We start from the raw sequence: 25162 nt of genomic DNA on the forward strand, positions 1-25162 counted from the left end.
TGGGGATTCCAATAATGAAAAACCCTTATGCTCCTGGCTTCTGGTGCGCTATTGCAGCATTGGTCTTGCTGTCGGCCACCTATTTCTACGGCATCATGCTGGCTAACCAGATCGACAAGGCTCTGGTATTCCTCGACAGTGCGTCCGCGTTGATTGCCGTGATGGCCATCGTCGTGGTCGCCTGGGCTTCATTCCAGGGCCAGCGCATCAAAAAAAGACAGCTCGAACAGGGCAAGACCCTGGTCCTGATCTGGGACACCAAGGTCGCGCTGCGTCGTGTCGAAACGGTGTTCGATCGGTATTTCTGGGGCAGCTACTGGCAACCGGGGCGCACGTTTCAGGAGGTCATGGGCGAACTCACCGGCACCCCGCTGGAAAAAAGCCTCGAGACCTTGAAAAAACAATGCCTGGCGCTGGACAAGCAAGTGTCCGACGACGGATGGCACTGGCTCAACAACGCTCGAGAACTCTCCGATGTCGCCACCGCCATGGCCCGCGAACGGTATCAACTGGACGTCTGCGACCCGCGCGCGGAGGTGACGGGCGGGGCGGTGATCAATCGGGATTTCGAAGTGCTGGTGTATACGTGGACGGCGCGGCTCAAAAGCTTTGACCATCAGCTGGATGAGATTGAAGTCCAGTATTCCTGAGCGTGTGTTGTCAGATCTGACGCCTTCGCGGGCAAGCCATGCTCCTACAGGGATCTCGTGATTCTGTAGGAGCATGGCTTGCCCGCGAAGGCGATTTCGTACCCGCCGAAACTCTCAACCCCCGCGCACAGTCCATAGACACTCTTTAACCTTTAATCATTGGGTCGCCCGGTGCGCCTGATGCTAATCTCCATCGCACTTTCAACGCAGTCGTGACCGTAACCCGTCATGGGTTCAGGGAAGACGACCACACTTCAAACAACGGACATTGATCGGGTCATTCATGAATAAATCAGCAGGCGTGCTTCTTGGAATTGTCGTTGCCATCGGTGCAATCAGCGCCGGCGGTGCCTGGTTCACCGGCACCAAAATCGAAGGGGTGCTGAACACCTCGATCGCCGACGCCAACAAAGAATTGCAAGCCGCGCTGGTCGGTTCCCACGGCACTGCGGTGCTGGAGCTGGTCTCGCTGGAGCGCCACGTGTTCAGCAGCACCGCGCACTATCGCCTCAAGGGTGAAGGCGAGATGTTCGGTGAGTCGCCAGTCGAATTGCTCTTCGTCGATCACATCGAGCACGGCCCGCTGCCTTTTTCGCGCCTGACGTCGCTGAAGTTGCTGCCAGTCATGGCCACCAGTCATTACGAGCTGGAAAAGACCCCGCTCACCGAAAAATGGTTCGCCGCCGCCAAAGGCAAATCGCCGCTCACTGGCGTGGTCAACATCGGCTACGACAACGCCACCAACGGCACCCTCGAATTGCTGCCGCTGGACGTGGCGCTGGATGAAAAGTCCAACCTGAAGTTTTCCGGTCTGAACCTCGACATCGCTGCCAATGCGCAGGCGCAGAAGGTCAAGGCCAACGGTTATATGGACAGCCTGACCCTGAGCACCGTGGCTGAAGACCAGACACCGGTCAAAGTCGAACTCAGCGGTCTGACCGTGGCCAGCAACCTGGTAAAAAGTACGTACGGTTACTACACCGGCGAAAACACGCTCGAGCTGACTGACAGCAAAACCACCTTCGGTCCCAAGCAATCGGTCCTGGGTCTGAAGAAGTTCGAAATGAAGAACCAGACCGAAGAGTCGGGCACCAGCGCTTCAGGGCGTGCCGATTACAAGGTTGCTGAAGTGTCGTTGAACGGCAAGACGGTCGGCTCTGCGCAGTTGGCCATGAGCCTGAAAAACCTCGACATCCCGTCCACAATGTCGTTGATGCAGATTTACCAGACCAAACTGCAACCGTACGAAAAAGCCGCCGCCGAAGCGACCGCAGCGGGGCAACCGGCACCTGAGTTGGTGCTGACCCCGGAAGAAGAGGCGCAGGTGAAAGCCGGTCTGGAAAAACTGCTGGCCGCCGGCCCGCAAGTGGCGCTGGAAAACCTGTCGTTCAACACCGCCAACGGTGAAAGCCGTGCCAACCTGGTGCTGGACCTGACCAAACCGAAGTCCATGGACCTGCCGCTCGACCAATTGATCAGACAGCTGATCGCCCTGCTGGATGTCAATGTGCAAGTTTCCAAGCCGATGCTCGTTGACGTATTCACCCTGCAAAGCCAGATCGACGGCCAAACCGACGCCAAGCTCATCGCCGACCAGGCAACAGCAACGGCGGACATGTTCGGCAGCATGGCGGTCGGTACGCAGTTCGCCAAACTGGACGGCAACAACATCGTCACCAAATTGCATTACGCCAACAATCAGGTGGAATTCAACGGCCAGAAAATGACCGTCGAAGAGTTTGTCGGCTTTGTGATGAGCAAGCTCGGTGGCGCCGGTCCCGTTGAGTAACGCCTAAAGGTCCCGGATCAGCCGCCACGCCTCGTCCACCGGCAGCGGCTGCTTCATTCGTTCGGCCAGCATCGCCATCGCCCGCTCTTCATCGCAGGCGATGGCGGCTGCGACCACGCCGTTCCTGCCGAACAGGCCAATAAAGGGCGGATGGTCCGGATTGCCTTTGAACTCGACCTCGTCCCAGGCTTCGGCATGGCCAAGGTAATCGTAGTTTTTGCCGAAGTGCCAAGTCCAAAAATACGGCACGTCCAGGTAATGCTCGTCACCGCCCACCATGTTCGCCGCTGCAATGCGTGCGTGTTGCTGCGCAAGGCGCCAGTGTTCGATCCGTTGTGGTTGTCCGTTGAGCGGGAAGGTCGCGATATCGCCAGCCGCCCACAGCCCTTCGGTGACACGCAGCCCGCCGTCGACTTTCAATGAATGGTCTTTTTCCATGGGCAGCCCGGCACACGGTTCTGTCGCAGGGCTGACACCAATGCCGACCAACACCAGGTCTGCTGGCAACCGCTGGCCGTTTTTCAGTTTCACGGCTTCAACCTTGTCCGTCCCTTCGATCTGCGCGGCTTCGCTGTCGGTGATAAACACCACGCCGTGGGCCACGTGGCGGGCAAGAATTGCTTTACCGACCGCGTCACCGAATTGCTTGGCGAAGGGCACCGCGTGCCGGGCCAGGACAGTGACTTCCAGGCCGTATTCGCGCAGGGCGGCGGCGGATTCCATCGCAATAAAGCTGTCGCCAATGATCACGGCCCGTTGCCCCGGTTGGGCGGCGTTAAGGATGCGTTGTGCCTGGTCTTTCGAACGCAGCAAGAACACTTGGGGCAGATCGGCGCCGGGCACATCGAGACGGTTGGGTGTGCCGCCCGTGGCGATCAACGCCGCGTCATAGGTCAACCTCTGGCCGTCCTTGAGCTGCACGGTCCGGTTCTGTGCATCCAGGCTTTGCACTTCAGCGTTTATTCGTTCGATTCGCTGTTCGCGATAAAAGCTTTCATCGCGCAGCGGCGGAACTTCTTCTGGCGGCATCTCACCGGCAATCACGAATTTGCTCAGCACGGTGCGGTCGTAGCCCGCGTCAGATTCACGGTCGATTAGCAGCACGCGGCCGCCGAAACCCTTTTCACGTAATGCCGCCGCACCGGCCGTGCCTGCGGCACCGGCGCCGATAATCACAAACGTGCGCTCATCATCGGCGGGCGGGGTGTGAGGGTCCGGCAGTGGATGCTCGTCGACCCAGACCTCGTCATCGCGCACTTCCAGAGGGTAGCGCTTGAGGCTGTCCAGAGACGGCGGCTCACAGAGCGCGCCATCCTCGATCCGGTACGCTGCCTTGTGCCACGGGCAAATCAGGCGGCCGTGGCACAGCGCCCCTTCGGCCAGCGGCGCCCCGGCGTGCGGGCATTCACCCTGATAGGCGCGCAATTGATCGCCGACCCGCAGCAAGAGAATTTTGGTGTCCGCGATCCGTACTTCCAGGCCTCGGTCTTCGGGCACATCGGCGAAACGGGCAACCCGATGCAGTGCCATCATCACTCTCCCGGCAGGCATTTCACTTAAGAGTTTGGCCCTTGAACCGAGGTTCCGCCAAATCCCGCTGCCATGGCGCGAACGGTCCAGCTATAGTTTGCACGCCGACCACGGCCCCACCCGCAAAAGGTGTTCCGGTATGACCCGATTGACCTCTCTGAACCCTTGGCTGGCGGCTATTGCTGTCGCCCTATGCGTGCAAATGCCCGCGCAGGCCCAGGAGCGTTTCACCCTGAACATCCCAGGTGTCACGGATGACCGACTGTTCACGTCGGCTGCGGCCAGCGATGCACCGGGGTGCGGCGGCCACAATGCATCGCCGGCACTGAACTGGAACGCGGGCCCGCCAGGCACACTCAGCTACGCCATCGTGATGCACGACCCGGACGGCCAGAAAGGCCAGGGCGTCGACCACTGGGTGCATTACGGAATCAAGCCTGCCACTCACCAGATCCCGGCCGGTGTCGGCGCCAAACCGGGTGTTGAAGGCTTGGGCGGGACCAACAGCAAAGGCACCACGACCTATGTCGGGCCTTGCCCACCAGTCGGCGACAGCGCGCATCACTACATCATCCAGCTATACGCCCTGGACCTGGCACCGGATGCCTTGCCGGCCGGCCTGACCCGTGCGCAGTTGCTGGAAAAGATCAAAGGCCATGTGCTGAAAAACAGCAGCGTGGTGCGGCGTTATCACCGCTGAACATTTTTTCGGGTGATTTAACCCGAACCGGGTGGGCTGCCCGTCTCAGAGGATGAATGGAACAATTTCCTCCTGAGGTCAGCCCCCATGTCCCTCCCTCTGCATGTCCTCCGCCCGGCCGCCCAGGGTTTCGCCGCCGGGTTGCTGCTGGCTGTTGCCGGTTGCGGTGTTTCGTCCAGTCCTGATGCCGCTTCGGTTCCAGCACCGGCACCGGCACAAGGCGCTTTGGTGCGCAGTGAAGCGATCAAGGCGGACACCTCGATGGCCAAGCGCAGTGTGCTTGCGGCACCCATCGCGGGTTTTGCGCCTGAATCTTCCCCGCCGGGTTATCAGGATGAGCAGCGCGAACAGTATCAATCGCTGGCAGATAACCCGATTCACAGCGTGGCCGAATCGCCGGTGTCGACCTTCAGTGCCGATGTCGACACGGGCGCGTACGCCAATGTTCGCCGCCTGCTCAATCAAGGTAGCCTGCCGCCCGAAGGCGCGGTGCGGTTGGAAGAGATGGTCAATTACTTCCCCTACGATTACGCGTTGCCGACCGATGGCTCGCCCTTCGGCGTGACTACAGAACTGGCGACTTCACCGTGGAATCCACATACCCGACTGCTGCGCATCGGCATCAAGGCCTCCGATCGGGCGGTGGCGGAACTGACCCCGGCGAACCTGGTGTTTCTGGTCGACGTGTCCGGCTCGATGGATCGTCGCGAAGGGTTACCGCTGGTTAAAAGCACCCTGAAATTGCTGGTCGATCAATTGCGCGAGCAGGACCGGGTTTCGCTGGTCGTCTACGCCGGCGAATCCCGCGTGGTGCTGGAGCCGACGTCCGGGCGTGAAAAAGCGAAAATTCGTACGGCCATCGATCAGCTTTCCGCGGGAGGTTCCACCGCCGGGGCGTCAGGCATCGATCTGGCGTACCAGATGGCGCAACAGGCCTTTATCCCCAAAGGTATCAACCGCATCCTCCTGGCCACCGATGGCGATTTCAATGTCGGCATCAGTGACTTCGACAGCCTCAAACAAATGGCTGTGGATAAACGCAAGACCGGCGTGTCCCTGACCACCCTGGGTTTTGGTGTGGATAACTACAATGAACACCTGATGGAACAACTGGCCGACGCCGGCGATGGCAACTACGCCTACATCGACAATTTGCGCGAAGCGCACAAGGTGCTGGTGGATCAACTCGGCTCTACGCTTGCGGTGGTGGCGAAAAACGTGAAGCTGCAGGTGGAGTTCAACCCGGCGCAGGTGAGCGAGTACCGGTTGTTGGGGTATGAGAATCGCGTCTTGAAGCGTGAGGATTTCAGCAACGACAAAGTCGATGCCGGTGAAATCGGTGCAGGACACACGGTCACCGCGTTGTACGAAATTGTGCCGAAGGGCGAGAAGGGTTGGTTGGAGCCGCTGCGTTATGGCAACGCCGAGTCGGCTGTATTTGCCAAATCAGGAGAACTGGCGATGCTGCGCGTGCGATATCAACTTCCGGAAGGTGGGAATAGTCGCTTGATCGAACGGCCCATCGTGGTGGGTTCGGAAGGGCGCGCCAGTGACGACCTGAGATTTGCGGCAGCCGTGGCAGCGTTTTCCCAGCAACTAAAGGACGGGCGTTACACCGGCGATTTCAGCCTGAAGGACACCGAGGCCTTGGCGCGCGGCGCACGAGGCGATGATAAATTCGGCCTGCGCGCAGAGTTCGTGCAGTTGGTGGAGCTGGCGCAAAGTCTGCGCACCACCACCACGGCGTCGAACAACGAACCGGTCAGAGGCTTCAACTGATATGTCGGCTCCCGAATCGAGCGACGAATCGCTGCTGGCCCGTTATCGCGCAGGCGACGGGCCGGCGTTCGAAATCTTGTACGCGCGTCATCGCCAAGGGCTTTATCGGTTCCTGCTCGGCCTCAGCGGCAAATCCGAACTGGCCGAAGAGGTTTACCAGGACACGTGGCTGAGCCTGATCCGCAGCACCAGTCAGCCACAAGGTCGGGCGAATTTTCGTACCTGGCTTTACCAGATAGCCCGCAATCGATTGATCGATCATTGGCGCAAACACGGAATCCACAACCCCTTGCACGACAGCTACGACGAACAGACCCACGCGCCGGTCGATGACGCCGCCGATCCCGAACAACTGCTGAGCCTGAGCCGCGACAACCAGCGGCTCGAGTCCGCGCTGCAAACCCTGCCCGCCGACCAGCGCGAAGTATTCCTGCTGCGCGCCCACGGCGACCTCGATTTTCCACAGATAGCGGCCCTCACCGAAACACCGTTGGAAACCGTCAAAAGCCGCTTGCGCTACGCCCAGCAAAAACTGCGTCGGCTGCTGGCCGAGGAGGTACTGACATGACTGACGCCCGCAAAACATCCGACGACGAAGTGCTCCAGCATTTCCGCGAGCATTCGACCAGCGAACCGCCGGCCCATCTTGATGCGTTCATTCTGGCTGCCGCACAGCGTGAAGTGCCGGCACCGAAACCGAACCTGTGGCAACGCTGGGTTCAGGCTTGCCAGAAACCTCGTTGGCAAGTGGCGTTCGCCAGCCTGGTGGGCGTCGCGCTGATGCTGGCACTGGTGCAGCGTACGCCGGAGCCCGCGTCGAGTTACGACTTCGCGCCCAAAGCGTCCGCCCCCATGGCCAAAAAAGAGGCTGCGCGAGAACCATCCTCGGTGGCGGGCTCGCTCGCAGCTCCAGCGCCAGCCGCACCGATGGCGGATTTTGCTGCGCCTGCGCAAAGCGAATCGATTCGCGCCGAGATGGCAGACGAAGCTAAGGTCAGCAAGCGGATGGCTGCTCAAGTGAAAACCCTTGATGAGCAATTACTTGAAGTATTGCGCCTGCAAAGCGCTGGTCAGACACACGCGGCCGACGACTTGCTGGCGACATTGCACAAACGCTTTCCCAAGGAAAACCTCACCGCCCGACTCGAGGAATTGAAGAAAAAATAAGCACAAACCGCTTCGGCAATTTGGCAACGACCCCTGAAAGCGCGCACTATCTGGGTATAGCCGATGCGTTGGAGGATGCCGTGGCAAAAAAAATCGACCGCATCGCCCAAATGCTCAACTGCCCGGTCAAGGGCGAGGAACTGCGGCGAGCAGTGACGGAGAGTCGTAAGGAGTTTCTTCTGGCGCAGGAGAAAGAAGCGGCGCTTGAGGAAGACGTTCTCGACGATGAAGCGTTCGAGGACGACGAGGATGATGAGTACGACGAGTTTGATTGGACGACTGAGTAAAAAAACCGCTTCGGCGGTTTTTTTATTCGCATTTTCCGAAAACTGTCCCTTCATTTTGCGTATAGAAAAACGAACAAATGTGTTCAGTATTCCATTCATCGGTCGATACAGCTCGTGCCAATCAACAATAATGCCTTGTTGGACACGACCCGTTATGAATAGAAATTTCCGATTCAGCCACAAGATCCTGCTTGCGGCGTCGCTGATCGTGGTAGCCGCTTTCGCGCTATTCACGTTGTACAACGACTACCTCCAGCGCAACGCCATTCGCAAGGATCTGGAAAACAACCTCCATGAAATGGGCGAAGTGACGGCGGCCAACATCAAGAACTGGTTTGACGGTCGCACCTTGCTGGTTGAAAACCTGGCGCAAAACGCCGCCTTGAACCCGGAGATGGCCAGCATCACCACGTTGATGGCACAGAAGACGCTGGTGTCGAGCTTCCCCAGCACCTACGTCGGTACCACCATAGGTGAGTTCGCCATCCTGCCCGATGCGAAGATGCCCGAGGGCTACGATGCTCGTACACGCCCTTGGTACAAGCTTGCCGAAGCCAGCAATACCGTCGCCATGACCGAGCCGTACGTCGAAATGGCCACGAACACCCTGGTGGTGTCCATGGTGACGGCCATCCGCAAATCAGGGCAGACCGTCGGCGTGATCGGTGGTGATGTGAGCTTCGATGCGCTGGTCGGCATCATCAACAAACTGGATTTGGGCGGAAAGGGTTACGCCTTCATGGTCAGTTCCGATGGCAAGGTGTTGGTCCACCCCGACAAAACCATGCAGATGAAGAGCCTGAGCGATCTCTTCCCCCAGGGCACGCCACGGATCAACGGCGAGTTGACTGAAGTCCAGGCCGATGGTCAGACCCGCATCGTCACGTTCGCCCCGATCAAGGGCTTACCCTCGGTGAACTGGTACATCGGCTTGTCCATCGACAAGGACAAGGCCTTTTCCAGGCTCAGTGAATTCCGTGCGTCGGCTGTGGTTGCCACCGTGGTCGCCGTGGTCTTCATCATTGCCCTGCTGGGCATGCTGATTCGTCTGCTGCTGCAACCTCTGCAGGCCATGAGCAAGGCCATGGAAGATATCGCCGAAGGTGAAGGCGACCTGACCAAGCGCCTGGTCATTCATACCCAGGACGAGTTTGGCATTCTCGGCAACGCCTTCAACCGCTTCGTGGAACGCATACACACTTCGATCCGTGAAGTGTCATCGGCCACCGAGCAGGTCAATGAAGTCGCCTTGCGTGTCGTGAGCGCATCGAACTCTTCGATGGTCAATTCCGACGAGCAGGTCAACCGCACCAACAGCGTCGCCGCCGCGATCAATCAACTGGGGGCTGCCGCCCAGGAAATCGCACACAACGCCGCGCAAGCTTCGCAACACGCCAGCTCTGCCCGCCACCTGGCCGAAGAAGGCCAACAAGTGGTCGATCGCAGCATTCAGGCCATGCATCGCCTGTCGGACCTGATCGTCACCTCCAGTTCGCACATTGAAACGCTGAACAGCAAGACCGTGAACATCGGTCAGATCCTCGAAGTGATCACCAGCATTTCCCAGCAAACCAACTTGCTGGCGCTCAACGCGGCAATCGAGGCGGCGCGTGCTGGCGAGGCGGGTCGTGGCTTTGCCGTGGTCGCTGACGAGGTTCGCAACCTGGCCCACCGCACCCAAGAGTCTGCGCAGCAAGTGCAGAGCATGATCGAGGAGCTGCAAATCGGCGCCCGTGAATCGGTCAATACCATGGGCGAAAGCCAGCGTCACAGCCAGGACAGCGTGTCGATTGCCAACCAGGCGGGTGAGCGCCTGAGCAGCGTGACCCAGCGCATCGGTGAAATCGACGGGATGAACCAGTCGGTGGCCACCGCCACGGAAGAGCAGACGGCCGTGGTTGACTCGATCAACATGGACATTAACGAGATCAACACGCTGAATCAGGAGGGCATGCAGAACCTGCAGTTCACCTTAAGCGCATGCTCGGACCTGGAACAGCAGGCCAGCCGCTTGAAGCAGTTGGTGGGCAGCTTCCGGATCTGACGGGTTTCTGGAACAACAAAAAAGCCCCAGACCTTGCGGTCTGGGGCTTCCTTGTTTTACGAATGGCGCTTGAGACGGAATTCGAACAGTAGCTTCCCGGAATTCATAGTCGCGCAAGTTTGCACGGGCAGGTTCGGCGTGAAGCTGCTTGCTAGCATTCAGCTGACTCAGACCGGGCGCGCCGTGACCACCTCCAGCTGCGACCTGTTCTGGCGTGCTGTTACGGGCCCAACCGGTTAGCTAGGCTTCTAGACCGATGAATAGATCCAGGTCGCTGGGTAACTGCTCATTAATCGCGGTCGCAATCCGCTGAGATTGGTCGCCTGTCAGCAGCCATTCGCCGTCAGGGCTTTCTGCAAGGCTTTGCCACCCCAGCACTTCTAGTACCGCTCGTTCAAACTGCGACGGTACGTCTAGTTCATATTTCAACGAAGTATCATCGCTGTCGCCCGATAAAAAACCGGTGATGCATAGGGGCATGATTTTTCCCTGTATTACTTTTGAATTGCCAAACGTCGCCGAAATGCCTCAGCCCCTGCGCCGAACTTTCGCGATTAACTCCTGCTATGCCCGAACGCCGATGAATAGCTCCAATTCTTTCGGTAATGACTGTTGGAGTGCAATTTCTAATTGTTGGACCTGCCCACCGGTTAATGGAAGCTCGCCATTTGCCTCAACCGCTAAGCTGTCCCAACCTAATACGTCCATAACCGCTTGCTGAAATTCAGGACCTACATCGAGCTCAAACTTGATCGAATCGTCCTCGTTGTCGCCCGCAAGAAAGCCCGTAATCTCCAAAAACATTAAGCGGAACAGGACAGTTGAAAGATGAACTCAGGACTATCGAAGGTTCTTCCAATCATGCTTTCAAGACTACTTACCTGCTCTGGCGATAAGTCGTATTCATACATAGCATCATCCGGCTCACGCCAATCCATTAACTCTGCCAATGTGGTGAATTGGTCAGCGGGGATCTCAATGCTGAAAACCAATTGCTCGGTTTTTTTGTCGAACGCAAGAATTTCATGTTGCATTTTTGGGCTCCTTTCAACTTACTTTGACGTGGTCCGGCCGGGCTCGGCGTTTTTTTTGCGTTCTCCCGTTTCAGGGTCGAACTCTCCAAGATGCTTGCCCTGTTTGTCGTACAACTCCACCCGGCCATTCTCGTAGTCCCACTCATAAATGCGCCCTTTGCGATCCTTCCAGCGTTTGCGTTTCTGCCCGCCACCTTTGACTGAGCTCTTTGAAGGGCTGAGTACTGCATCTGGAAAAGCCGTCAGTCCTTTGGGAGCTGGGTGATAGCTGTGATCGCCACCAATAGGCCGGGCAAACACCACATACATCGACTTCAACCCAGTGTCCGCCGGAAACACCAGAATACAGTCGTCCGTGGTGATGTCTTCACCGGGGAGGCCGTCGATCTGACTGTCTGTGTTATCCGGAATCGGGTGGACCAGGATGGTGCCAAGCTGTTCGCCGCTGCTGTCGGGGTAGATCAGCGGGGGCATCTGCCCCAGTGGCCCGCGCTGGGGCGTCCACAGAATGGTGATGCCATTGAGCTTGGCCTCCAAGGCGGTTTTATCGGCATTCCAAGTGGCTTGCACGGTGCGTACCGTGTCGTCGCCTGATGCGGTGGTATGGATACCGTAAACCTGTAGTACCCCTTCGGCGTCGCGACGGAACTGAAAACGTACACGGGTGGGGGCGTGGGTCATGCTGCGTAACTGGGTGTCGGTATGGAGCGTCCCGTCAGCCATCTTGGTCGGTAGCATGCCCAGTACGAAAACACTCGCAGGTCCGCCCGCGCCGCGTATTGCCCAATTGAGACGCTGCTGCAAGATGCCGCCACCGGCCATGCGACCCAGTGCCAGGTCCGCGCCTAATGCCGTCGCCACAGCGGTACTGGCCGATGGAAAAAGCATGGCGCCCGCGACCATCACCTGGCCGAAATTCGAAGCGGGCTCCGAAGTGGTGCCGGCTTCGGTGCTACACCAATGTTCGGGAGTGCAGGATTTGGCAAAGACCTGATCGTTGCGAGGCTTGGTCTGTGGCCATGGATCTTTTGGGGGTATGTAGGCCGGTTCAGGCGCTGGTGCTGACTTAGCCATGAAGCCACCACCTAAGCCGCCAAAACGTTCTTTTACCAACAGCAAATCACCCTTGCGGACGGCGTCGACAATTTCGCTGTCGCTGCTGCTGCGGGAATGGCTCCCAAAATTATCGAGACCGTAGAGGTAGTGGCGACCTCGCATCAGCGCGTCACTCACTAAGCGGGCGGCAGTGCTGGGGCTTTCGGTTAGCTCAAGGCTTTTGTCGGCCTTCCTTATCAAGCGCATGAAACTCCCTTTTGGTTAAGTCCTAAGGGCATTCTGGAGAGTGTGAAGGGGGCCGGGCAGAAAAGAGTTTTGCTGCATTTGTCCGAACCAGTCGCCCAGGCCTAAACACAGGTGAGTCGATGATCCGTAGGGATCGACTTCAAGCTGAAGGACGGCGCTGCACCTGTGCGTCTTGAAACAGCGGCCACAAAAAAGCCCCAGACCCTACGGCCTGAGGCTTTCTTGTTTCTAAAGTATGGTGCACCAGGCGGGATTCGAACCCACGACCCCTGCCTTCGGAGGGCAGTACTCTATCCAGCTGAGCTACTGGTGCAAGCGGGCGCCATGATACTCATATGCACTGCGGGCGTCCATGCTGCTGAATCAACAGCGCTTTTTCAAAGCGTAACCTGCATTTGCTACGTTGATCAGAAAAAAGCGGCAAATGCGGCGTTTTCGTTCTTTTTTTCGAACAGCCTATTGTCCTTTACCCCCTTTGATCCTAGGATTCGTTTGAGATTTCAAACGCTCTTGTCTGGGTGCTGAACCGCACGAGTTCATTCCGTGCGCTATTTATGTGCTTCAGCCCGGTGAATGATTTCCCTGACGGCAGCCTTTTGAGGCGCCTTTCTACAATCATAATTTGCTCCGCGCGTGCCGCGGTGCTGTTAAGGAAAGCCGACATGCAGCTTAAAGACACCCAGTTGTTCCGCCAGCAAGCCTTCATCGATGGCGCTTGGGTCGATGCGGACAATGGTCAGACGATCAAGGTCAACAACCCGGCAACGGGCGAAATTCTGGGTACTGTGCCGAAAATGGGCGCTGCCGAAACCCGCCGTGCGATCGAAGCTGCCGACAAGGCGCTGCCGGCCTGGCGTGCTCTGACCGCCAAGGATCGTGCGAACAAGCTGCGTCGCTGGTTCGAACTGATCATCGAGAACCAGGATGACCTGGCTCGCCTGATGACCATGGAACAAGGCAAGCCATTGGCCGAAGCCAAGGGCGAGATCGTTTACGCCGCTTCCTTTATCGAGTGGTTCGCTGAAGAAGCCAAGCGCGTTTATGGCGACGTGATTCCGGGCCACCAGCCGGACAAGCGCCTGATCGTGATCAAGCAGCCAATCGGCGTGACCGCCGCGATCACCCCGTGGAACTTCCCGGCCGCAATGATCACCCGTAAAGCCGGCCCGGCCCTGGCCGCCGGTTGCACCATGGTGCTCAAGCCTGCTTCGCAAACGCCGTTCTCCGCGTTCGCGCTGGCTGAACTGGCTCAGCGTGCCGGCATTCCTGCTGGCGTGTTCAGCGTTGTTTCCGGCAGCGCCGGCGACATCGGCAGCGAGCTGACCAGCAACCCGATCGTACGCAAACTGTCCTTCACCGGTTCGACCGAAATCGGTCGTCAATTGATGTCGGAATGCGCCAAGGACATCAAGAAAGTGTCCCTGGAACTGGGCGGCAACGCGCCGTTCATCGTGTTCGACGACGCGGACCTGGATAAGGCCGTCGAAGGCGCGATCATTTCCAAGTACCGCAACAACGGCCAGACCTGCGTCTGCGCCAACCGTCTGTACATTCAGGATTCGGTCTACGACGCGTTCGCCGAGAAGCTGAAAGTGGCTGTGGCCAAACTCAAGATCGGCAACGGTCTGGAAGACGGCACCACCACTGGCCCGCTGATCGACGAAAAAGCCGTGGCCAAGGTTCAAGAGCACATTGCTGACGCCGTTTCCAAAGGCGCCACCGTGCTGTCCGGCGGCAAGTCCATGGAAGGCAACTTCTTCGAGCCGACCATCCTGACCAACGTGCCGAACAACGCAGCCGTGGCCAAGGAAGAAACCTTCGGTCCATTGGCGCCGCTGTTCCGCTTCAAAGATGAAGCCGATGTGATCGCGATGTCCAACGACACCGAGTTCGGCCTGGCCTCGTACTTCTATGCTCGCGACCTGGGTCGTGTGTTCCGTGTGGCTGAAGCCCTGGAATACGGCATGGTCGGCGTCAACACCGGGTTGATCTCCAACGAAGTCGCGCCGTTCGGCGGCATCAAGGCATCGGGCCTGGGCCGTGAAGGCTCCAAGTACGGCATCGAAGATTACCTGGAAATCAAATACCTCTGCCTGGGCATCTAAGCTCAGCAAGGCATTGTTTCAAACGCAAAGGGCACGAGAGCGCTGACCCTTTGCGGGCAACAAACGGAATTTTCTCGGTGGCCGGGAACGCTGTAGCAGTCGATCATCGCATGCTGCCGCAGTTGCTTCCCCGCCGCTTAATCCTTGAACCACGCCGACCGATGAGCGGCGAATGAGGAATGTAATGAGCAAGACTAACGCTTCTTTGATGGCCCGCCGTACCGCTGCTGTTCCACGTGGTGTTGGCCAGATTCACCCGATCTTCGCCGAGTCCGCGAAGAACGCTACCGTGACCGACGTTGAAGGTCGCGAGTTCATCGACTTCGCCGGCGGTATTGCCGTGCTGAACACCGGCCACGTGCACCCGAAAATCATCGCCGCCGTGACCGAGCAGTTGAACAAACTGACTCACACCTGCTTCCAGGTACTGGCTTACGAGCCGTACGTTGAAGTGTGCGAAAAAATCAACGCCAAGGTTCCAGGTGATTTCGAGAAGAAAACCCTGCTGGTCACCACCGGTTCCGAAGCCGTAGAAAACGCTGTGAAAATCGCCCGTGCCGCCACTGGCCGTGCCGGCGTGATCGCGTTCACCGGCGCTTACCACGGTCGCACCATGATGACCCTGGGCCTGACCGGTAAAGTCGTGCCTTACTCGGCCGGCATGGGCCTGATGCCAGGCGGCGTGTTCCGCGCGCTGTACCCGAACGAACTGCACGGTGTGAGCATCGACGACTCGATCGCCAGCATCGAACGCATCTTCAAGAACGACGCCGAGCCGCGTGACATCGCTGCCATCATCATCGAGCCGGTTCAGGGCGAAGGCGGTTTCTACGTCGCGCCTAAAGAGTTCATGAAGCGCCTGCGTGCCCTGTGCGACCAGCACGGCATCCTGTTGATCGCTGACGAAGTACAGACGGGCGCTGGCCGTACCGGCACCTTCTTCGCCATGGAACAGATGGGCGTTGCTGCCGACCTGACCACCTTCGCCAAATCCATCGCTGGCGGCTTCCCGCTGGCCGGTGTGTGCGGCAAGGCTGAATACATGGACGCCATTGCTCCAGGCGGCCTGGGCGGCACTTACGCCGGTAGCCCGATCGCTTGCGCCGCGGCCCTGGCCGTGATGGAAGTGTTCGAAGAAGAGCATCTGCTGGACCGCTGCAAGGCAGTCGGCGAGCGTCTGGTCACTGGCTTGAAAGCCATCCAGGCCAAGTACCCGGTAATCGGTGAAGTCCGTGCCCTGGGCGCCATGATCGCGGTCGAGCTGTTCGAAAACGGCGACAGCCACAAGCCAAACGCCGCTGCCGTTGCATCGGTTGTGGCCAAGGCTCGCGACAAAGGCCTGATCCTGCTGTCCTGCGGCACCTATGGCAACGTTCTGCGCGTCCTGGTACCGCTGACCTCGCCGGACGAGCAACTGGACAAAGGCCTGGCGATCATCGAAGAGTGCTTCTCCGAGCTCTGATTCATTTGTGAGCTGATCGACAAAAAACCCGCTTCGGCGGGTTTTTTTACGCCTCTTGAAACACATCTGGCTGTAACGATGGGTCGGCATTGACTAAGGTGCATACATTGCCGAAGGAGTGAGCAAATGAATGCTGTGGTGTTACCAGCTGTACCGCGCGTGCTGATTGCCGAGGCTGATCCCTGGTCCCGGGATTTGCTGAAACAGGTGCTGCTGAATGTGCGCTGCGACGCACAGCTGGATGTGTGTGCCGATGGCCAACAGGCGTTGGAATTGTTGGCCGCCCATCCCTACGATCTGGTCATCGTCGACTGGGAGTTGCCCGGCGTCGATGGCTTGAATGTCTTGCGCAGTGTCCGTCAGCGCAAACGCAATCCTCCGCTGCCCTTCATTCTGATGAGCAGCCGCAACGACAGCGTCAGCGTGCGCGAAGCCTTGCCTCTGGCGCCCAGCGCGTACCTGACCAAACCCTTGAACATGGAAAACCTGACTCACCGCTTGCAGGAGTTGCTGCTGGATGCCGGCGAAACCGTGGCGTGTGCGGCGCCGTCGCTGGTGCCGGGCATGACCTTGTCGGTGTATCTGGAGCGCCGTCGTGAACTGGCGGATGGCGCGTCGCTAATGACGGACGTGCAAACGGCGGTCAAGCGGAGCCTCAATCCCAATGGCCTCGATTTGACCGCTCTCGAGGAGGAGATTCGCGTCGATCCTCAGGTCACGGCGGTGTTGATCGCTGCGGCCAACAGCGCGGCCCATCATCTTGGCGTCGCCGTACAGACCTTGCCCCAGGCTCTGCACCGCCTCGGCACCGGGCAAAGCATGAACCTGATTCTGGGGCTGGCTCTCAAGCGCAGCGCCCGGCTCAACGATCCGCTGCTGGCGGACTATGCGGAGCGTTACTGGAACCTGTCGCTGCACACCGCCGAATACGCACGAACATTGGCGCGCTTGCTCGATCTGGATCAGGAGCGCTGTTATTGCGCCGGCATCCTGCATCGCCTCGGCGATCTTGCGTTATTGCGTTGCCTTGAGGAATGGAAGCAGGCCGGTGGTGAGCTGGATGAATGGGAGGAGGTTGGCGAAGCGCTGGCCGAGTTCAGCGCGGCCTATGGTTCGGCGCTGCGCACCCGCTGGCGTCTGCCGCTGGAGCTGCGAGAGCTGATTGCCGCTGTCTACCAGCTCGGTGGTGGGGTTTACTCCCGCGAAGCGCTGGTGATGAACATGGCCGGGCAGTTGGCGTTGCTGACGGAGCATGAAGGCGTTGAAGAACTGGCGAAAAGCCGGACGGCGCGGTTGCTCAAGATCGGTTTGCCGGAGTTGATGCGCCTTCGCAAAAAATAGGAAATACGCAAAAACTGTGGGAGCGAGCTTGCTCGCGATGGGCCCGAAAACACCGCGGGGCATCAGGCCGCCAGCGTCATCATTGACGACCATCGCGAGCAAGCTCGCCCATACAGGGGTGGTGGTGGGCCCTGTCAGCCGGAAATAATGCGGTTCTTGCCCTGGCGTTTGGCTTCATACATCGCGGCATCGGCGCGACCGAAGAGAGTGTCGATGCTTTCGTCCTTGGTGTTGAGGCTAGTCAAGCCCTGGCTGACGGTGATACCGAACGTCTGCTCGTCATGGCTGAAGCTCAGGCGCTGAATCTCCCGTTGCAGGCGCTCGGCCACTTGCATCGCCATGTCCGGTGCACAACCCGGGAACACGGCAGCAAACTCTTCACCGCCGATGCGCCCGAACACATCCCCGCGTCGCAATGCACCCCGACCGCATTCGGCGATTCGCTGCAGCACGGCGTCGCCTTCCTGGTGGCCGTAGGTGTCGTTGATCACTTTGAAGTCATCGATGTCCAGCAGCAGGAACGCCAGCGGTGTGCCGCTCATTCGTGCCTGTTCAAACTCGCGATGGGCGCATTCGAAAAAGTGGCGGCGGTTACTGCTGTCGGTCAGTTCATCGGTGGTGGCCAGGCGATGCAGCTCGGTTTCCATGTGCTTCTTGTCAGTGATGTCTTCGGCAATGCCAACGATGATCACCGGCTGCCCTGGTTCGGCCTGACGATTGATGAAGCATTTGTCGCTGAGCCAGCGTACCTGGCCGTCAGCGGCGATGATGCGGTACTCACGGTCTTCAACGGCGCCTTTGACCAGTACGTCGGCCAAGCTGCGTTCGGCGTATTCCAGGTCGTCGGGGTAGATGCTGTCGCGCCATTGGTTGTAGTCGGACATCAGCAGGCCTGCGGAGCGGCCGAAAATCCGCTCATAGGCGGGGCTGACATACAGCACCTGACGGGTTTCCCAATTGAAGGCCCACAGTACGGCGTTGACACTCACCAGCAGGGAACTGAACAGCTGTTCGCGTTCACTCAGGCGCGCAACTTCGCCTTGGGCGTGCATCAGCGCCATCAGGGTTTGCGCGGCCTCGGGCCACTGCGGGTGGGATGAGTCTTGCAGATTCTTTGGGACCATCGGCACACATCTCAAAAGGCGTGCCGCGCGTTTGGCAGCGGCCACGACAAATCCCGCCGGAGTGGCGAAGTGTTTTTGAGATAGGCGATTTGGAGCTTAGTTCCCGTCCTGGGAGTGCTCCCGCCGGGCGGTACTGGCGACGCGTTTTTTCAGTTGAAACGCGTCGGGAGTTTTACGGCGACTTCGTCGCCGAGCGGGAGCAAGCTCCCTCGCCACAGGCAAACCTTTACCCACAGGCAAGCCTCTATTCAGAGGCAGGCCTATGGCTGCAGGTCAAACAGCGGCAGGGCGCAGGGAGTAGGTTTTCAGCTGATCGGCGAAGTCGCGCAGAGATTGAATGCCGCTGGCCTCGGCTTCGTGTACCCAATCCTTGATGGCCGCCAGCATGTCGTGACCATTTGAACTGGTCTTGACCCAGATCTGCTGCAAGGCCAGGCGCTTCTCGTAAATTACCTTCAGGGCCTGGCTATGCTCGAGCATGCTTTGGATACGTGCGTGGTGTTTGTCGTCCAGCAGGCTGGTTTCACGCGACAACAGGCGTTTGGCCCGGTGGAACTGGTGGCGGACCGAGTGATCGACCTTTTCCAGCTCTTGCTTGACCAGCGGCGCGATTACCAGCTTGCGGTACTGGGCCATGATCTGGAAGCGGTTGTTGAGGATGGCCATAGCAGTGTCCATGTCCAGGCTGCCCTTGCCTTCAACGCGGTGGGCAATGGGTGCGACCCGCTGCACCTTGGCCAGGCGGAAGAAGCTGAAGACCTGGATCCAGGCCCAGCCCAGATCGAATTCCCACTTCTTCACCGACAGTTTTGCCGAATTAGGGTAGGTGTGATGGTTGTTGTGCAGTTCTTCACCGCCGATCAGGATGCCCCAAGGCACCAGGTTGGTCGCGGCATCGCGGCATTCGAAGTTGCGGTAGCCGATGGCATGGCCCAGGCCATTGACCACGCCGGCCGCCCAGACCGGGATCCACATCATCTGGATCGCCCAGATGGTGATGCCGATGGTGCCGAACAGCAGCAAGTCGATGACGCCCATGATCGCCACGCCCAGCAACGGGTAACGGCTGTAGAGGTTGCGTTCGATCCAGTCTTCGGGGCAGTTCTTGCCGTAGATGCGCAGGGTCTCGGGGTTTTCCGCTTCGGCGCGATACAGTTCGGCCCCTTTGCGCAACACCGTCGACAGACCCTTGATGACCGGGCTGTGCGGGTCATCGACGGTTTCGCACTTGGCGTGATGCTTGCGGTGGATAGCGGTCCACTCGCGGGTGTTCTGCGCCGTGGTCAGCCACAGCCAGAAACGAAAGAAATGCTTCAGGCCCGCATTGAGCTCAAGCGAGCGATGGGCTGAATAACGATGCAGATAGACCGTGACGCCAACGATCGTAACGTGGGTCATCAGCAGGGTGACTGCCACCAGTGACCAGGGCGACAAGCCGAGAAAACCTTCGTACCACATAGGCTATTGCGCCCTCGATAAAGAAAAAAACAGCCGTTGCATTATCACTAAGCGCACAGATAAAACCAGTCGCCCTTTCAGATAAGAGTGGCTGGATGTTTCTTTAAACTATAATTCCACCCTTTTAGAAGGGACATGGACGACCGAATGCCTGCCACCTACCGCGACGCCCTGCGCGCAGCGCTGCTCTACCTGCTTCTTTCCATCGTCTGGCTGGAGCTTAGTGGTTATTTATTGAACAGTATCTTCGATAGCTCCGATGAGCAACTGCGGTGGCAACTGATCAGCGGTTATGTCTGGGTGGTGCTCAGTGCCGGATTGATTTTCCTCGCTCGGGCGCGTTTGTTCCGCTGTCTGGGGATCGGGGCCAAATTAAGGGCGCGCGACGAAGACCAGGTGCGTTTGCGGCAAGCGGCCGCGGTGTTTGATTGCACCCGTGAAGGCGTGCTGGTCACCGACAACGAAGGGCTGATCGTCCATGTGAACCGTGCCTTCATGGAGATCACCGGTTATCAACATGACGAGGTGCTGGGCCAGCGTCCCAGTCTGTTCAAGTCAGGTCGTCACTCGACTGCGTTCTACCAGAGCATGTTCACGACCCTTGGCAGCACGGGCGAGTGGAGTGGGGAGATCTGGAACCGTCGCAAAAACGGCGAAATCTACCCGCAATGGCAAACCATCCGCATCATCCATGACGACGAAGGGCGGCGCAGCCATTACGTAGCGGTGTTTACCGACATCAGTGCGATCAAGAACTCCGAGCACGAGCTGATGCACCTCGCTCATCACGACCCGCTGACGGACCTGCCCAACCGCCTGTTGTTCACCGATCGCGCCGAGCAGGCCCTGGCGTCGGCGCAGAACCACAAGCGTGGCTGTGCGCTGCTGCTGATCGATCTGGATCACTTCAAGATGATCAACGACAGCCTTGGGCACACGATTGGCGATCAATTGCTCAAAGCCGTGGCCGAACGCTTGAAGGCCATGTTCGGCCCGGGGATCACGCTGGCGCGGCTGGGGGGTGATGAGTTCGCCGTGCTGGCTGAAAATTGTCCGCAATTGGTGCAGGCCGCGGCACTGGCGCAGCGGATCATTGATGGCCTCAAGGAGGCTTTTCCCATCGAAGGGCATCAGCTGTTCATCAATACCAGCATCGGCATCAGTCTGTTCCCCGCCGATGCCTTGAGTGCCGAGCAATTGTTGCGCAATGCCGATTCAGCGCTGTCAAAGGCCAAGAATACGGGGCGCAATGGCTACGCCTTGTACACCGAGGAGTTGACCGCCCACGCCCAGCAGCGGGTCGAGACGGCATTCGAATTGCGTCGCGCGCTGGAGCAGCAAGAGTTGCGCGTGCATTACCAGCCGGTCCACGACCTCAAAACCCGTCGCCTGATCGGCGTCGAGGCGCTGGTCCGCTGGGAGCATCCGCAACGTGGGTTGATATCGCCGGCAGAATTCATCCCCATCGCCGAACGCACCGGATTGATTGCCGAAATCGATGCCTGGGTCATGCATCAGTCGTGTCTGCAGATGTGTCAGTGGCAGCGGGCCGGGGTGGCGCTGTCATTTGTCGCGGTGAATGTCTCGTCGCGCCTGTTCGCCCGGCGAGAGCTGTATCAGCAGGTGGCGCAGGTGTTGCGTGAAACGGGACTGGACCCGGCGTATCTGGAGCTGGAAGTGACCGAGAGCGCGGTCATGGACGACCCGGAAGTAGCGCTGGAGCAGATGCATCGATTGCGTGAATTGGGGGTGCGGCTGGCCATCGATGATTTTGGCACCGGCTATTCATCCTTGCTGCGACTCAAGCGGCTGCCAGTGCAGAAGCTCAAGATCGATCAGGGGTTTGTGGCCGGATTGCCGTGCGATGACGACGACGTGGCGATCGTGCGGGTGATCATCGCATTGGCCCAGAGCATGGGAATGCAAGTGCATGCCGAGGGTATCGAGCAAGCCGAGCAGGCGCGTTTCCTGCTCGAACACGCTTGCGATCTGGGGCAGGGGTACTGGTTTGGACGGCCGGTGCCGGCGGAACAACTGGACTGGATGCATGCGCCGATCATCGAAAAACCACCCCAAACCTTGTAGAAGCGAGCTTGCTCGCGATGGTCGTCAACGATAACGCTGCGAGCCTGACTCCCGCGGCGCCTGCAAATTCTTCGCGAGCAAGCTCGCTCCTGCAGGGGCTTGGCGCCCCGCAAGCCCTTGTCCTGTCGAATAATCGCTTATGGTTATATAAACATTCTTAAATAGTCTTTTTAAGAATAACTGCGCTTATCTACTATTGGTCTCACGCCGCAAGCAGTGCCGCCACTGCCAGGCAACCTCTCAGTCGAAGGAGCAGCACCATGAGCGCATCCCTACGTAGCGTTGACGGCCAGGACGAAGCAACCATCTTGCGTGAAATCCAGAGCGCTTTGCGCGACCTGCGGTTTGGCGCTGTGGAAATCACCGTGCACAACGCCCAGGTCGTTCAGATCGAACGCAAAGAAAAATTCCGCTTGCAGAACCCGGCCAACAAGCCGAGCTGAAGCGACTGTCGTCCCCGGCAACCCAATCCAACACACCCATAAGAAAATCAAGAATTCCAGGAGCTTTCACCATGTCGTCGATTCGTCATTTCGCTTTGGCCGCCCTGGCCAGCGCCCTTTTTGCGGGTTCCGCGGTTGCCAAGGATTACGAGCTGCTCAACGTGTCGTACGACCCAACGCGTGAGCTGTACCAGGATTACAACGCTGAATTCGTCAATTTCTGGAAGAAAGACCACGCCGGCGACAATGTGAAAATCCAGCAATCCCACGGTGGCTCGGGCAAGCAAGGCCGGGCGGTGATCGACGGTTTGCGCGCTGACGTGGTGACCCTGGCCCTGGCCGGTGACATCGACGAAATCGCCAAGCTCGGCAAGACCCTGCCAGCCGACTGGCAAGCGCGTCTGCCGGAGGCGAGCACGCCTTACACCTCGACCATCGTGTTCCTGGTCCGCAAGGGCAACCCTAAAGGCATCAAGGACTGGGGCGACCTGGTCAAGAATGACGTGTCGGTCATCACCCCGAACCCGAAAACCTCCGGCGGTGCACGCTGGAACTTCCTCGCAGCCTGGGCCTACGGCCTGAAAGCCAACGGCGGCAATGAAGCCAAGGCCAAAGAATACGTACAAACCCTGTTCAAGCACGTGCCTGTTCTGGACACCGGTGCTCGCGGTTCGACCATCACCTTCGTCAACAACGGTCAGGGTGACGTGTTGCTGGCCTGGGAAAACGAAGCCTTCCTGGCACTGAAAGAAGACGGCGGCGCCGACAAGTTTGAAATCGTCGTGCCTTCCCTGTCGATCCTTGCTGAACCGCCAGTGGCCGTGGTCGACAAGAACGCCGAGAAAAAGGGCAACGAGCAAATCGCCGAAGCGTACCTCAAGCACCTGTACAGCCCGGCCGGACAGGAAATCGCGGCGAAAAACTTCTATCGTCCACGTGACAAGGAAGTGGCCGCCAAATACGCCAAACAGTTCCCGACACTGGATCTGGTGACCATCGACAAGGACTTCGGCGGCTGGAAAAGCGCTCAACCGAAATTCTTCAATGACGGTGGCGTGTTCGACCAGATTTACCAGGCGCAGTAATCTGAAATAGGTCATAAACGAGCCCCGGATTGACGTTCGGGGCTTTGTGCGTTCTCAACCAAGGACTTTTATGTCGCGTCGTATCTCCCCCGTCATACCCGGCTTCGGGCTGACGCTGGGCTACACCTTGGTGTACCTCAGCCTGATTGTGCTCATTCCACTGGCGGCGATGTTCGTGCATGCCGCCCAACTCACCTGGGATCAGTTCTGGGCAATCGTCACGGCGCCACGGGTGCTGGCGGCGTTGAAGCTGAGCTTCGGCACCGCGCTGTATGCCGCAATCATCAACGGCATCATCGGTACGCTGCTGGCCTGGGTGCTGGTGCGCTACACCTTCCCGGGTCGCAAGATCATCGATGCGATGATCGACTTGCCGTTCGCATTGCCCACGGCCGTGGCCGGTATCGCGCTGACCGCGTTGTACACCCCGACCGGGCTGGTGGGCCAGTTCGCGGCGGACCTGGGGTTCAAGATCGCGTACACCCCCCTCGGCATCACGCTCGCGCTCACTTTTGTGACACTTCCATTCGTAGTACGTACGGTACAGCCGGTATTGGCCGATATCCCGCGTGAAGTCGAAGAAGCGGCGGCGTGCCTGGGTGCCAGACCGTTGCAGGTTTTCCGCTATATCCTGGTGCCCGCGTTGCTGCCCGCATGGCTCACCGGGTTCGCGCTGGCCTTTGCCCGCGGGGTCGGCGAGTACGGTTCGGTGATTTTCATCGCCGGCAACATGCCGATGAAAACCGAGATCCTGCCGCTGCTGATCATGGTCAAGCTCGACCAGTATGATTACACCGGCGCCACCTCCATTGGTGTACTGATGCTGGTGGTTTCCTTCGTCCTGTTGCTGCTGATCAACTTGTTGCAGCGGCGCATCGAAACCCCATAAGGAGGCGCGAACAATGTCCCAATCGTCTATTGCAGCAGCCTCCTCGGCCAACGCTGCCCGCCGTGGCAGTGCTACTTCGCGGCGCATCCTGATCAGCCTCGGCTGGCTGATTTTTGCGCTGTTCCTGTTGCTGCCGTTGTTCATCGTAGTGTCTCAGGGCCTGAAGCTTGGTCTCGGTGCGTTCTTCACCGCGATCTTTGAACCGGACGCGCTGTCCGCGCTGAAACTCACGTTGATTGCGGTGCTGATTTCGGTGCCGCTGAACGTGGTGTTCGGTGTCAGCGCCGCGTGGTGCGTGAGCAAATACTCGTTCCGTGGCAAAAGCATGCTGGTCACGTTGATCGATTTGCCGTTCTCGGTCTCGCCGGTGATCGCCGGTCTGGTCTATGTGCTGATGTTCGGCGCCCAGGGCCTGTTCGGGCCGTGGCTGCAGGATCACGACATCCAGATCGTGTTCGCCTTGCCCGGCATCGTGCTGGCGACGATTTTCGTCACCGTGCCGTTCGTGGCGCGCGAACTGATCCCGTTGATGCAAGAGCAGGGCACTCAGGAAGAAGAGGCCGCGCGGTTGCTGGGCGCCAATGGCTGGCAGATGTTCTGGCACGTCACCGTTCCCAATATCAAATGGGGCCTGATCTATGGCGTGGTGTTGTGTACCGCGCGGGCCATGGGTGAGTTCGGTGCGGTGTCGGTGGTTTCCGGGCACATTCGCGGGGTGACCAACACCTTGCCGCTGCACGTCGAGATCCTCTACAACGAATACAACCACGTGGCCGCGTTCGCGGTAGCGAGCCTGTTGCTGATCATGGCGCTCTTCATCCTGCTGCTTAAGCAGTGGAGCGAAAACCGTATTAACCGCCTGCGCGCCAGCGCCGCGGAGGAATAATT

General features: G+C 58.9%; 22 protein-coding genes, 1 tRNA gene and 2 pseudogenes. 17 read left to right on the top strand and 8 right to left on the bottom strand.

Features of this window, described 5'->3' with window-relative positions; genetic code table 11:
* The first annotated feature begins 14 nt into the window (after positions 1 to 14).
* Both EJA72_RS02120 and EJA72_RS02125 read left to right on the top strand, forming a co-directional pair.
* Entirely contained in the window at positions 15 to 650 is a 636-nt protein-coding gene (locus EJA72_RS02120) for an NADH:ubiquinone oxidoreductase subunit N (RefSeq protein ID WP_157709890.1), read from the top strand.
* Between the two features lie 283 nt (positions 651 to 933).
* Positions 934 to 2439 carry a YdgA family protein gene (locus EJA72_RS02125; protein WP_157709891.1) on the top strand — a complete coding sequence of 502 codons (1506 nt, stop codon included), beginning with the start codon at positions 934 to 936 and terminating at the stop codon, positions 2437 to 2439.
* A 3-nt stretch (positions 2440 to 2442) separates the two neighbouring features.
* Here EJA72_RS02125 and EJA72_RS02130 read toward each other — a convergent pair whose 3' ends face one another.
* Positions 2443 to 3969, bottom strand: coding sequence for an apoptosis inducing factor family protein (locus tag EJA72_RS02130; protein WP_157709977.1), 1527 nt, complete (start codon positions 3967 to 3969; stop codon positions 2443 to 2445).
* A 139-nt stretch (positions 3970 to 4108) separates the two neighbouring features.
* Between EJA72_RS02130 and EJA72_RS02135 the strand changes: the two genes are divergently transcribed.
* The 7 genes and pseudogenes from EJA72_RS02135 to EJA72_RS29585 all read left to right on the top strand — a co-directional run.
* Positions 4109 to 4669 (top strand): YbhB/YbcL family Raf kinase inhibitor-like protein, encoded by a 561-nt coding sequence (locus EJA72_RS02135; RefSeq protein ID WP_157709892.1) that lies wholly within the window; start codon positions 4109 to 4111, stop codon positions 4667 to 4669.
* Between the two features lie 87 nt (positions 4670 to 4756).
* On the top strand, positions 4757 to 6448 hold the full coding sequence (locus EJA72_RS02140; RefSeq protein ID WP_157709893.1) for a VWA domain-containing protein: 1692 nt from the start codon (positions 4757 to 4759) through the stop codon (positions 6446 to 6448).
* 1 nt (position 6449) lies between these two features.
* The gene (locus tag EJA72_RS02145) at positions 6450 to 7016 is read left to right on the top strand and encodes an RNA polymerase sigma factor (RefSeq protein WP_157709894.1); all 567 of its coding nucleotides are present in this window, start codon (positions 6450 to 6452) and stop codon (positions 7014 to 7016) included.
* Complete coding sequence (locus tag EJA72_RS02150; protein WP_157709895.1) at positions 7013 to 7615, top strand: hypothetical protein; 603 nt, start codon at positions 7013 to 7015, stop codon at positions 7613 to 7615. The genes EJA72_RS02145 and EJA72_RS02150 overlap by 4 nt, the downstream gene beginning before the upstream one ends.
* 20 nt (positions 7616 to 7635) lie before the next feature.
* On the top strand, positions 7636 to 7902 hold the full coding sequence (locus EJA72_RS02155) for a hypothetical protein (protein ID WP_157709896.1): 267 nt from the start codon (positions 7636 to 7638) through the stop codon (positions 7900 to 7902).
* A 298-nt stretch (positions 7903 to 8200) separates the two neighbouring features.
* Positions 8201 to 9088, top strand: a pseudogene (locus EJA72_RS29580) (cache domain-containing protein); the annotation flags it as partial.
* A 261-nt stretch (positions 9089 to 9349) separates the two neighbouring features.
* Positions 9350 to 9946, top strand: a pseudogene (locus tag EJA72_RS29585) (methyl-accepting chemotaxis protein); the annotation flags it as partial.
* A gap of 240 nt (positions 9947 to 10186) precedes the next feature.
* Here EJA72_RS29585 and EJA72_RS02165 read toward each other — a convergent pair.
* The 5 genes from EJA72_RS02165 to EJA72_RS02185 form a co-directional block, all read right to left on the bottom strand.
* Entirely contained in the window at positions 10187 to 10426 is a 240-nt protein-coding gene (locus EJA72_RS02165) for a pyocin S6 family toxin immunity protein (protein ID WP_157709898.1), read from the bottom strand.
* An 84-nt stretch (positions 10427 to 10510) separates the two neighbouring features.
* Positions 10511 to 10750 (bottom strand): pyocin S6 family toxin immunity protein, encoded by a 240-nt coding sequence (locus EJA72_RS02170; protein ID WP_157709899.1) that lies wholly within the window; start codon positions 10748 to 10750, stop codon positions 10511 to 10513.
* A complete protein-coding gene (locus tag EJA72_RS02175) occupies positions 10750 to 10980 on the bottom strand; it encodes a hypothetical protein (RefSeq protein WP_157709900.1) in 231 nt (76 codons plus the stop codon). Before EJA72_RS02175 ends, EJA72_RS02170 begins: the two co-directional genes overlap by 1 nt.
* 18 nt (positions 10981 to 10998) lie before the next feature.
* On the bottom strand, positions 10999 to 12282 hold the full coding sequence (locus EJA72_RS02180; RefSeq protein WP_256679619.1) for an S-type pyocin domain-containing protein: 1284 nt from the start codon (positions 12280 to 12282) through the stop codon (positions 10999 to 11001).
* Positions 12283 to 12518: 236 nt separating this feature from the next.
* Positions 12519 to 12595 (bottom strand) — tRNA-Arg (locus EJA72_RS02185).
* 349 nt (positions 12596 to 12944) lie between these two features.
* On the opposite strand from EJA72_RS02185, the gene gabD reads away from it, so the two are divergent.
* From gabD to EJA72_RS02200, 3 genes are all read left to right on the top strand, one after another.
* A complete protein-coding gene (gene gabD, locus EJA72_RS02190) occupies positions 12945 to 14387 on the top strand; it encodes an NADP-dependent succinate-semialdehyde dehydrogenase (RefSeq protein WP_157709901.1) in 1443 nt (480 codons plus the stop codon).
* Positions 14388 to 14571: 184 nt separating this feature from the next.
* Positions 14572 to 15849, top strand: a complete 1278-nt coding sequence (gene gabT, locus EJA72_RS02195; RefSeq protein ID WP_157709902.1) for a 4-aminobutyrate--2-oxoglutarate transaminase — start codon at positions 14572 to 14574, stop codon at positions 15847 to 15849.
* Positions 15850 to 15975: 126 nt separating this feature from the next.
* Positions 15976 to 17190 carry an HDOD domain-containing protein gene (locus tag EJA72_RS02200; RefSeq protein ID WP_157709903.1) on the top strand — a complete coding sequence of 405 codons (1215 nt, stop codon included), beginning with the start codon at positions 15976 to 15978 and terminating at the stop codon, positions 17188 to 17190.
* Positions 17191 to 17324: 134 nt separating this feature from the next.
* On the opposite strand, the gene EJA72_RS02205 is transcribed toward EJA72_RS02200, so the two are convergent.
* Both EJA72_RS02205 and desA read right to left on the bottom strand, forming a co-directional pair.
* Complete coding sequence (locus tag EJA72_RS02205; protein ID WP_157709904.1) at positions 17325 to 18314, bottom strand: sensor domain-containing diguanylate cyclase; 990 nt, start codon at positions 18312 to 18314, stop codon at positions 17325 to 17327.
* Between the two features lie 273 nt (positions 18315 to 18587).
* A complete protein-coding gene (desA, locus tag EJA72_RS02210) occupies positions 18588 to 19772 on the bottom strand; it encodes a delta-9 fatty acid desaturase DesA (RefSeq protein WP_157709905.1) in 1185 nt (394 codons plus the stop codon).
* Positions 19773 to 19919: 147 nt separating this feature from the next.
* Here desA and dibA point away from each other — a divergent pair, with 147 nt between their 5' ends.
* From dibA to cysW, 5 genes are all read left to right on the top strand, one after another.
* On the top strand, positions 19920 to 21857 hold the full coding sequence (gene dibA, locus EJA72_RS02215) for a phosphodiesterase DibA (protein WP_157709906.1): 1938 nt from the start codon (positions 19920 to 19922) through the stop codon (positions 21855 to 21857).
* A 260-nt stretch (positions 21858 to 22117) separates the two neighbouring features.
* Positions 22118 to 22300 (top strand): sulfur starvation response protein OscA, encoded by a 183-nt coding sequence (oscA, locus tag EJA72_RS02220; RefSeq protein WP_059404116.1) that lies wholly within the window; start codon positions 22118 to 22120, stop codon positions 22298 to 22300.
* Between the two features lie 71 nt (positions 22301 to 22371).
* A complete protein-coding gene (locus EJA72_RS02225) occupies positions 22372 to 23385 on the top strand; it encodes a sulfate ABC transporter substrate-binding protein (protein ID WP_157709907.1) in 1014 nt (337 codons plus the stop codon).
* Between the two features lie 70 nt (positions 23386 to 23455).
* Positions 23456 to 24274, top strand: coding sequence for a sulfate ABC transporter permease subunit CysT (cysT, locus tag EJA72_RS02230; protein WP_157709908.1), 819 nt, complete (start codon positions 23456 to 23458; stop codon positions 24272 to 24274).
* 13 nt (positions 24275 to 24287) lie between these two features.
* Positions 24288 to 25160 (top strand): sulfate ABC transporter permease subunit CysW, encoded by an 873-nt coding sequence (cysW, locus tag EJA72_RS02235; RefSeq protein WP_157709909.1) that lies wholly within the window; start codon positions 24288 to 24290, stop codon positions 25158 to 25160.
* Positions 25161 to 25162: the final 2 nt, after the last annotated feature.

This window comes from Pseudomonas sp. PB120, from assembly GCF_009761815.1.
GTDB lineage: Bacteria > Pseudomonadota > Gammaproteobacteria > Pseudomonadales > Pseudomonadaceae > Aquipseudomonas.

What these genes read in the sequence shown, in the direction of transcription:
- EJA72_RS02120 (WP_157709890.1), top strand. Translation starts at nt 15, where the DNA reads ATGAAAAACCCTTATGCTCCTGGCTTCTGGTGCGCTATTGCAGCATTG.
- EJA72_RS02125 (WP_157709891.1), top strand. Translation starts at nt 934, where the DNA reads ATGAATAAATCAGCAGGCGTGCTTCTTGGAATTGTCGTTGCCATCGGT.
- EJA72_RS02130 (WP_157709977.1), bottom strand. Translation starts at nt 3,969, where the DNA reads ATGGCACTGCATCGGGTTGCCCGTTTCGCCGATGTGCCCGAAGACCGA.
- EJA72_RS02135 (WP_157709892.1), top strand. Translation starts at nt 4,109, where the DNA reads ATGACCCGATTGACCTCTCTGAACCCTTGGCTGGCGGCTATTGCTGTC.
- EJA72_RS02140 (WP_157709893.1), top strand. Translation starts at nt 4,757, where the DNA reads ATGTCCCTCCCTCTGCATGTCCTCCGCCCGGCCGCCCAGGGTTTCGCC.
- EJA72_RS02145 (WP_157709894.1), top strand. Translation starts at nt 6,450, where the DNA reads ATGTCGGCTCCCGAATCGAGCGACGAATCGCTGCTGGCCCGTTATCGC.
- EJA72_RS02150 (WP_157709895.1), top strand. Translation starts at nt 7,013, where the DNA reads ATGACTGACGCCCGCAAAACATCCGACGACGAAGTGCTCCAGCATTTC.
- EJA72_RS02165 (WP_157709898.1), bottom strand. Translation starts at nt 10,426, where the DNA reads ATGCCCCTATGCATCACCGGTTTTTTATCGGGCGACAGCGATGATACT.
- EJA72_RS02170 (WP_157709899.1), bottom strand. Translation starts at nt 10,750, where the DNA reads ATGTTTTTGGAGATTACGGGCTTTCTTGCGGGCGACAACGAGGACGAT.
- EJA72_RS02175 (WP_157709900.1), bottom strand. Translation starts at nt 10,980, where the DNA reads ATGCAACATGAAATTCTTGCGTTCGACAAAAAAACCGAGCAATTGGTT.
- EJA72_RS02180 (WP_256679619.1), bottom strand. Translation starts at nt 12,282, where the DNA reads ATGCGCTTGATAAGGAAGGCCGACAAAAGCCTTGAGCTAACCGAAAGC.
- gabD (WP_157709901.1), top strand. Translation starts at nt 12,945, where the DNA reads ATGCAGCTTAAAGACACCCAGTTGTTCCGCCAGCAAGCCTTCATCGAT.
- gabT (WP_157709902.1), top strand. Translation starts at nt 14,572, where the DNA reads ATGAGCAAGACTAACGCTTCTTTGATGGCCCGCCGTACCGCTGCTGTT.
- EJA72_RS02200 (WP_157709903.1), top strand. Translation starts at nt 15,976, where the DNA reads ATGAATGCTGTGGTGTTACCAGCTGTACCGCGCGTGCTGATTGCCGAG.
- EJA72_RS02205 (WP_157709904.1), bottom strand. Translation starts at nt 18,314, where the DNA reads ATGGTCCCAAAGAATCTGCAAGACTCATCCCACCCGCAGTGGCCCGAG.
- desA (WP_157709905.1), bottom strand. Translation starts at nt 19,772, where the DNA reads ATGTGGTACGAAGGTTTTCTCGGCTTGTCGCCCTGGTCACTGGTGGCA.
- dibA (WP_157709906.1), top strand. Translation starts at nt 19,920, where the DNA reads ATGCCTGCCACCTACCGCGACGCCCTGCGCGCAGCGCTGCTCTACCTG.
- oscA (WP_059404116.1), top strand. Translation starts at nt 22,118, where the DNA reads ATGAGCGCATCCCTACGTAGCGTTGACGGCCAGGACGAAGCAACCATC.
- EJA72_RS02225 (WP_157709907.1), top strand. Translation starts at nt 22,372, where the DNA reads ATGTCGTCGATTCGTCATTTCGCTTTGGCCGCCCTGGCCAGCGCCCTT.
- cysT (WP_157709908.1), top strand. Translation starts at nt 23,456, where the DNA reads ATGTCGCGTCGTATCTCCCCCGTCATACCCGGCTTCGGGCTGACGCTG.
- cysW (WP_157709909.1), top strand. Translation starts at nt 24,288, where the DNA reads ATGTCCCAATCGTCTATTGCAGCAGCCTCCTCGGCCAACGCTGCCCGC.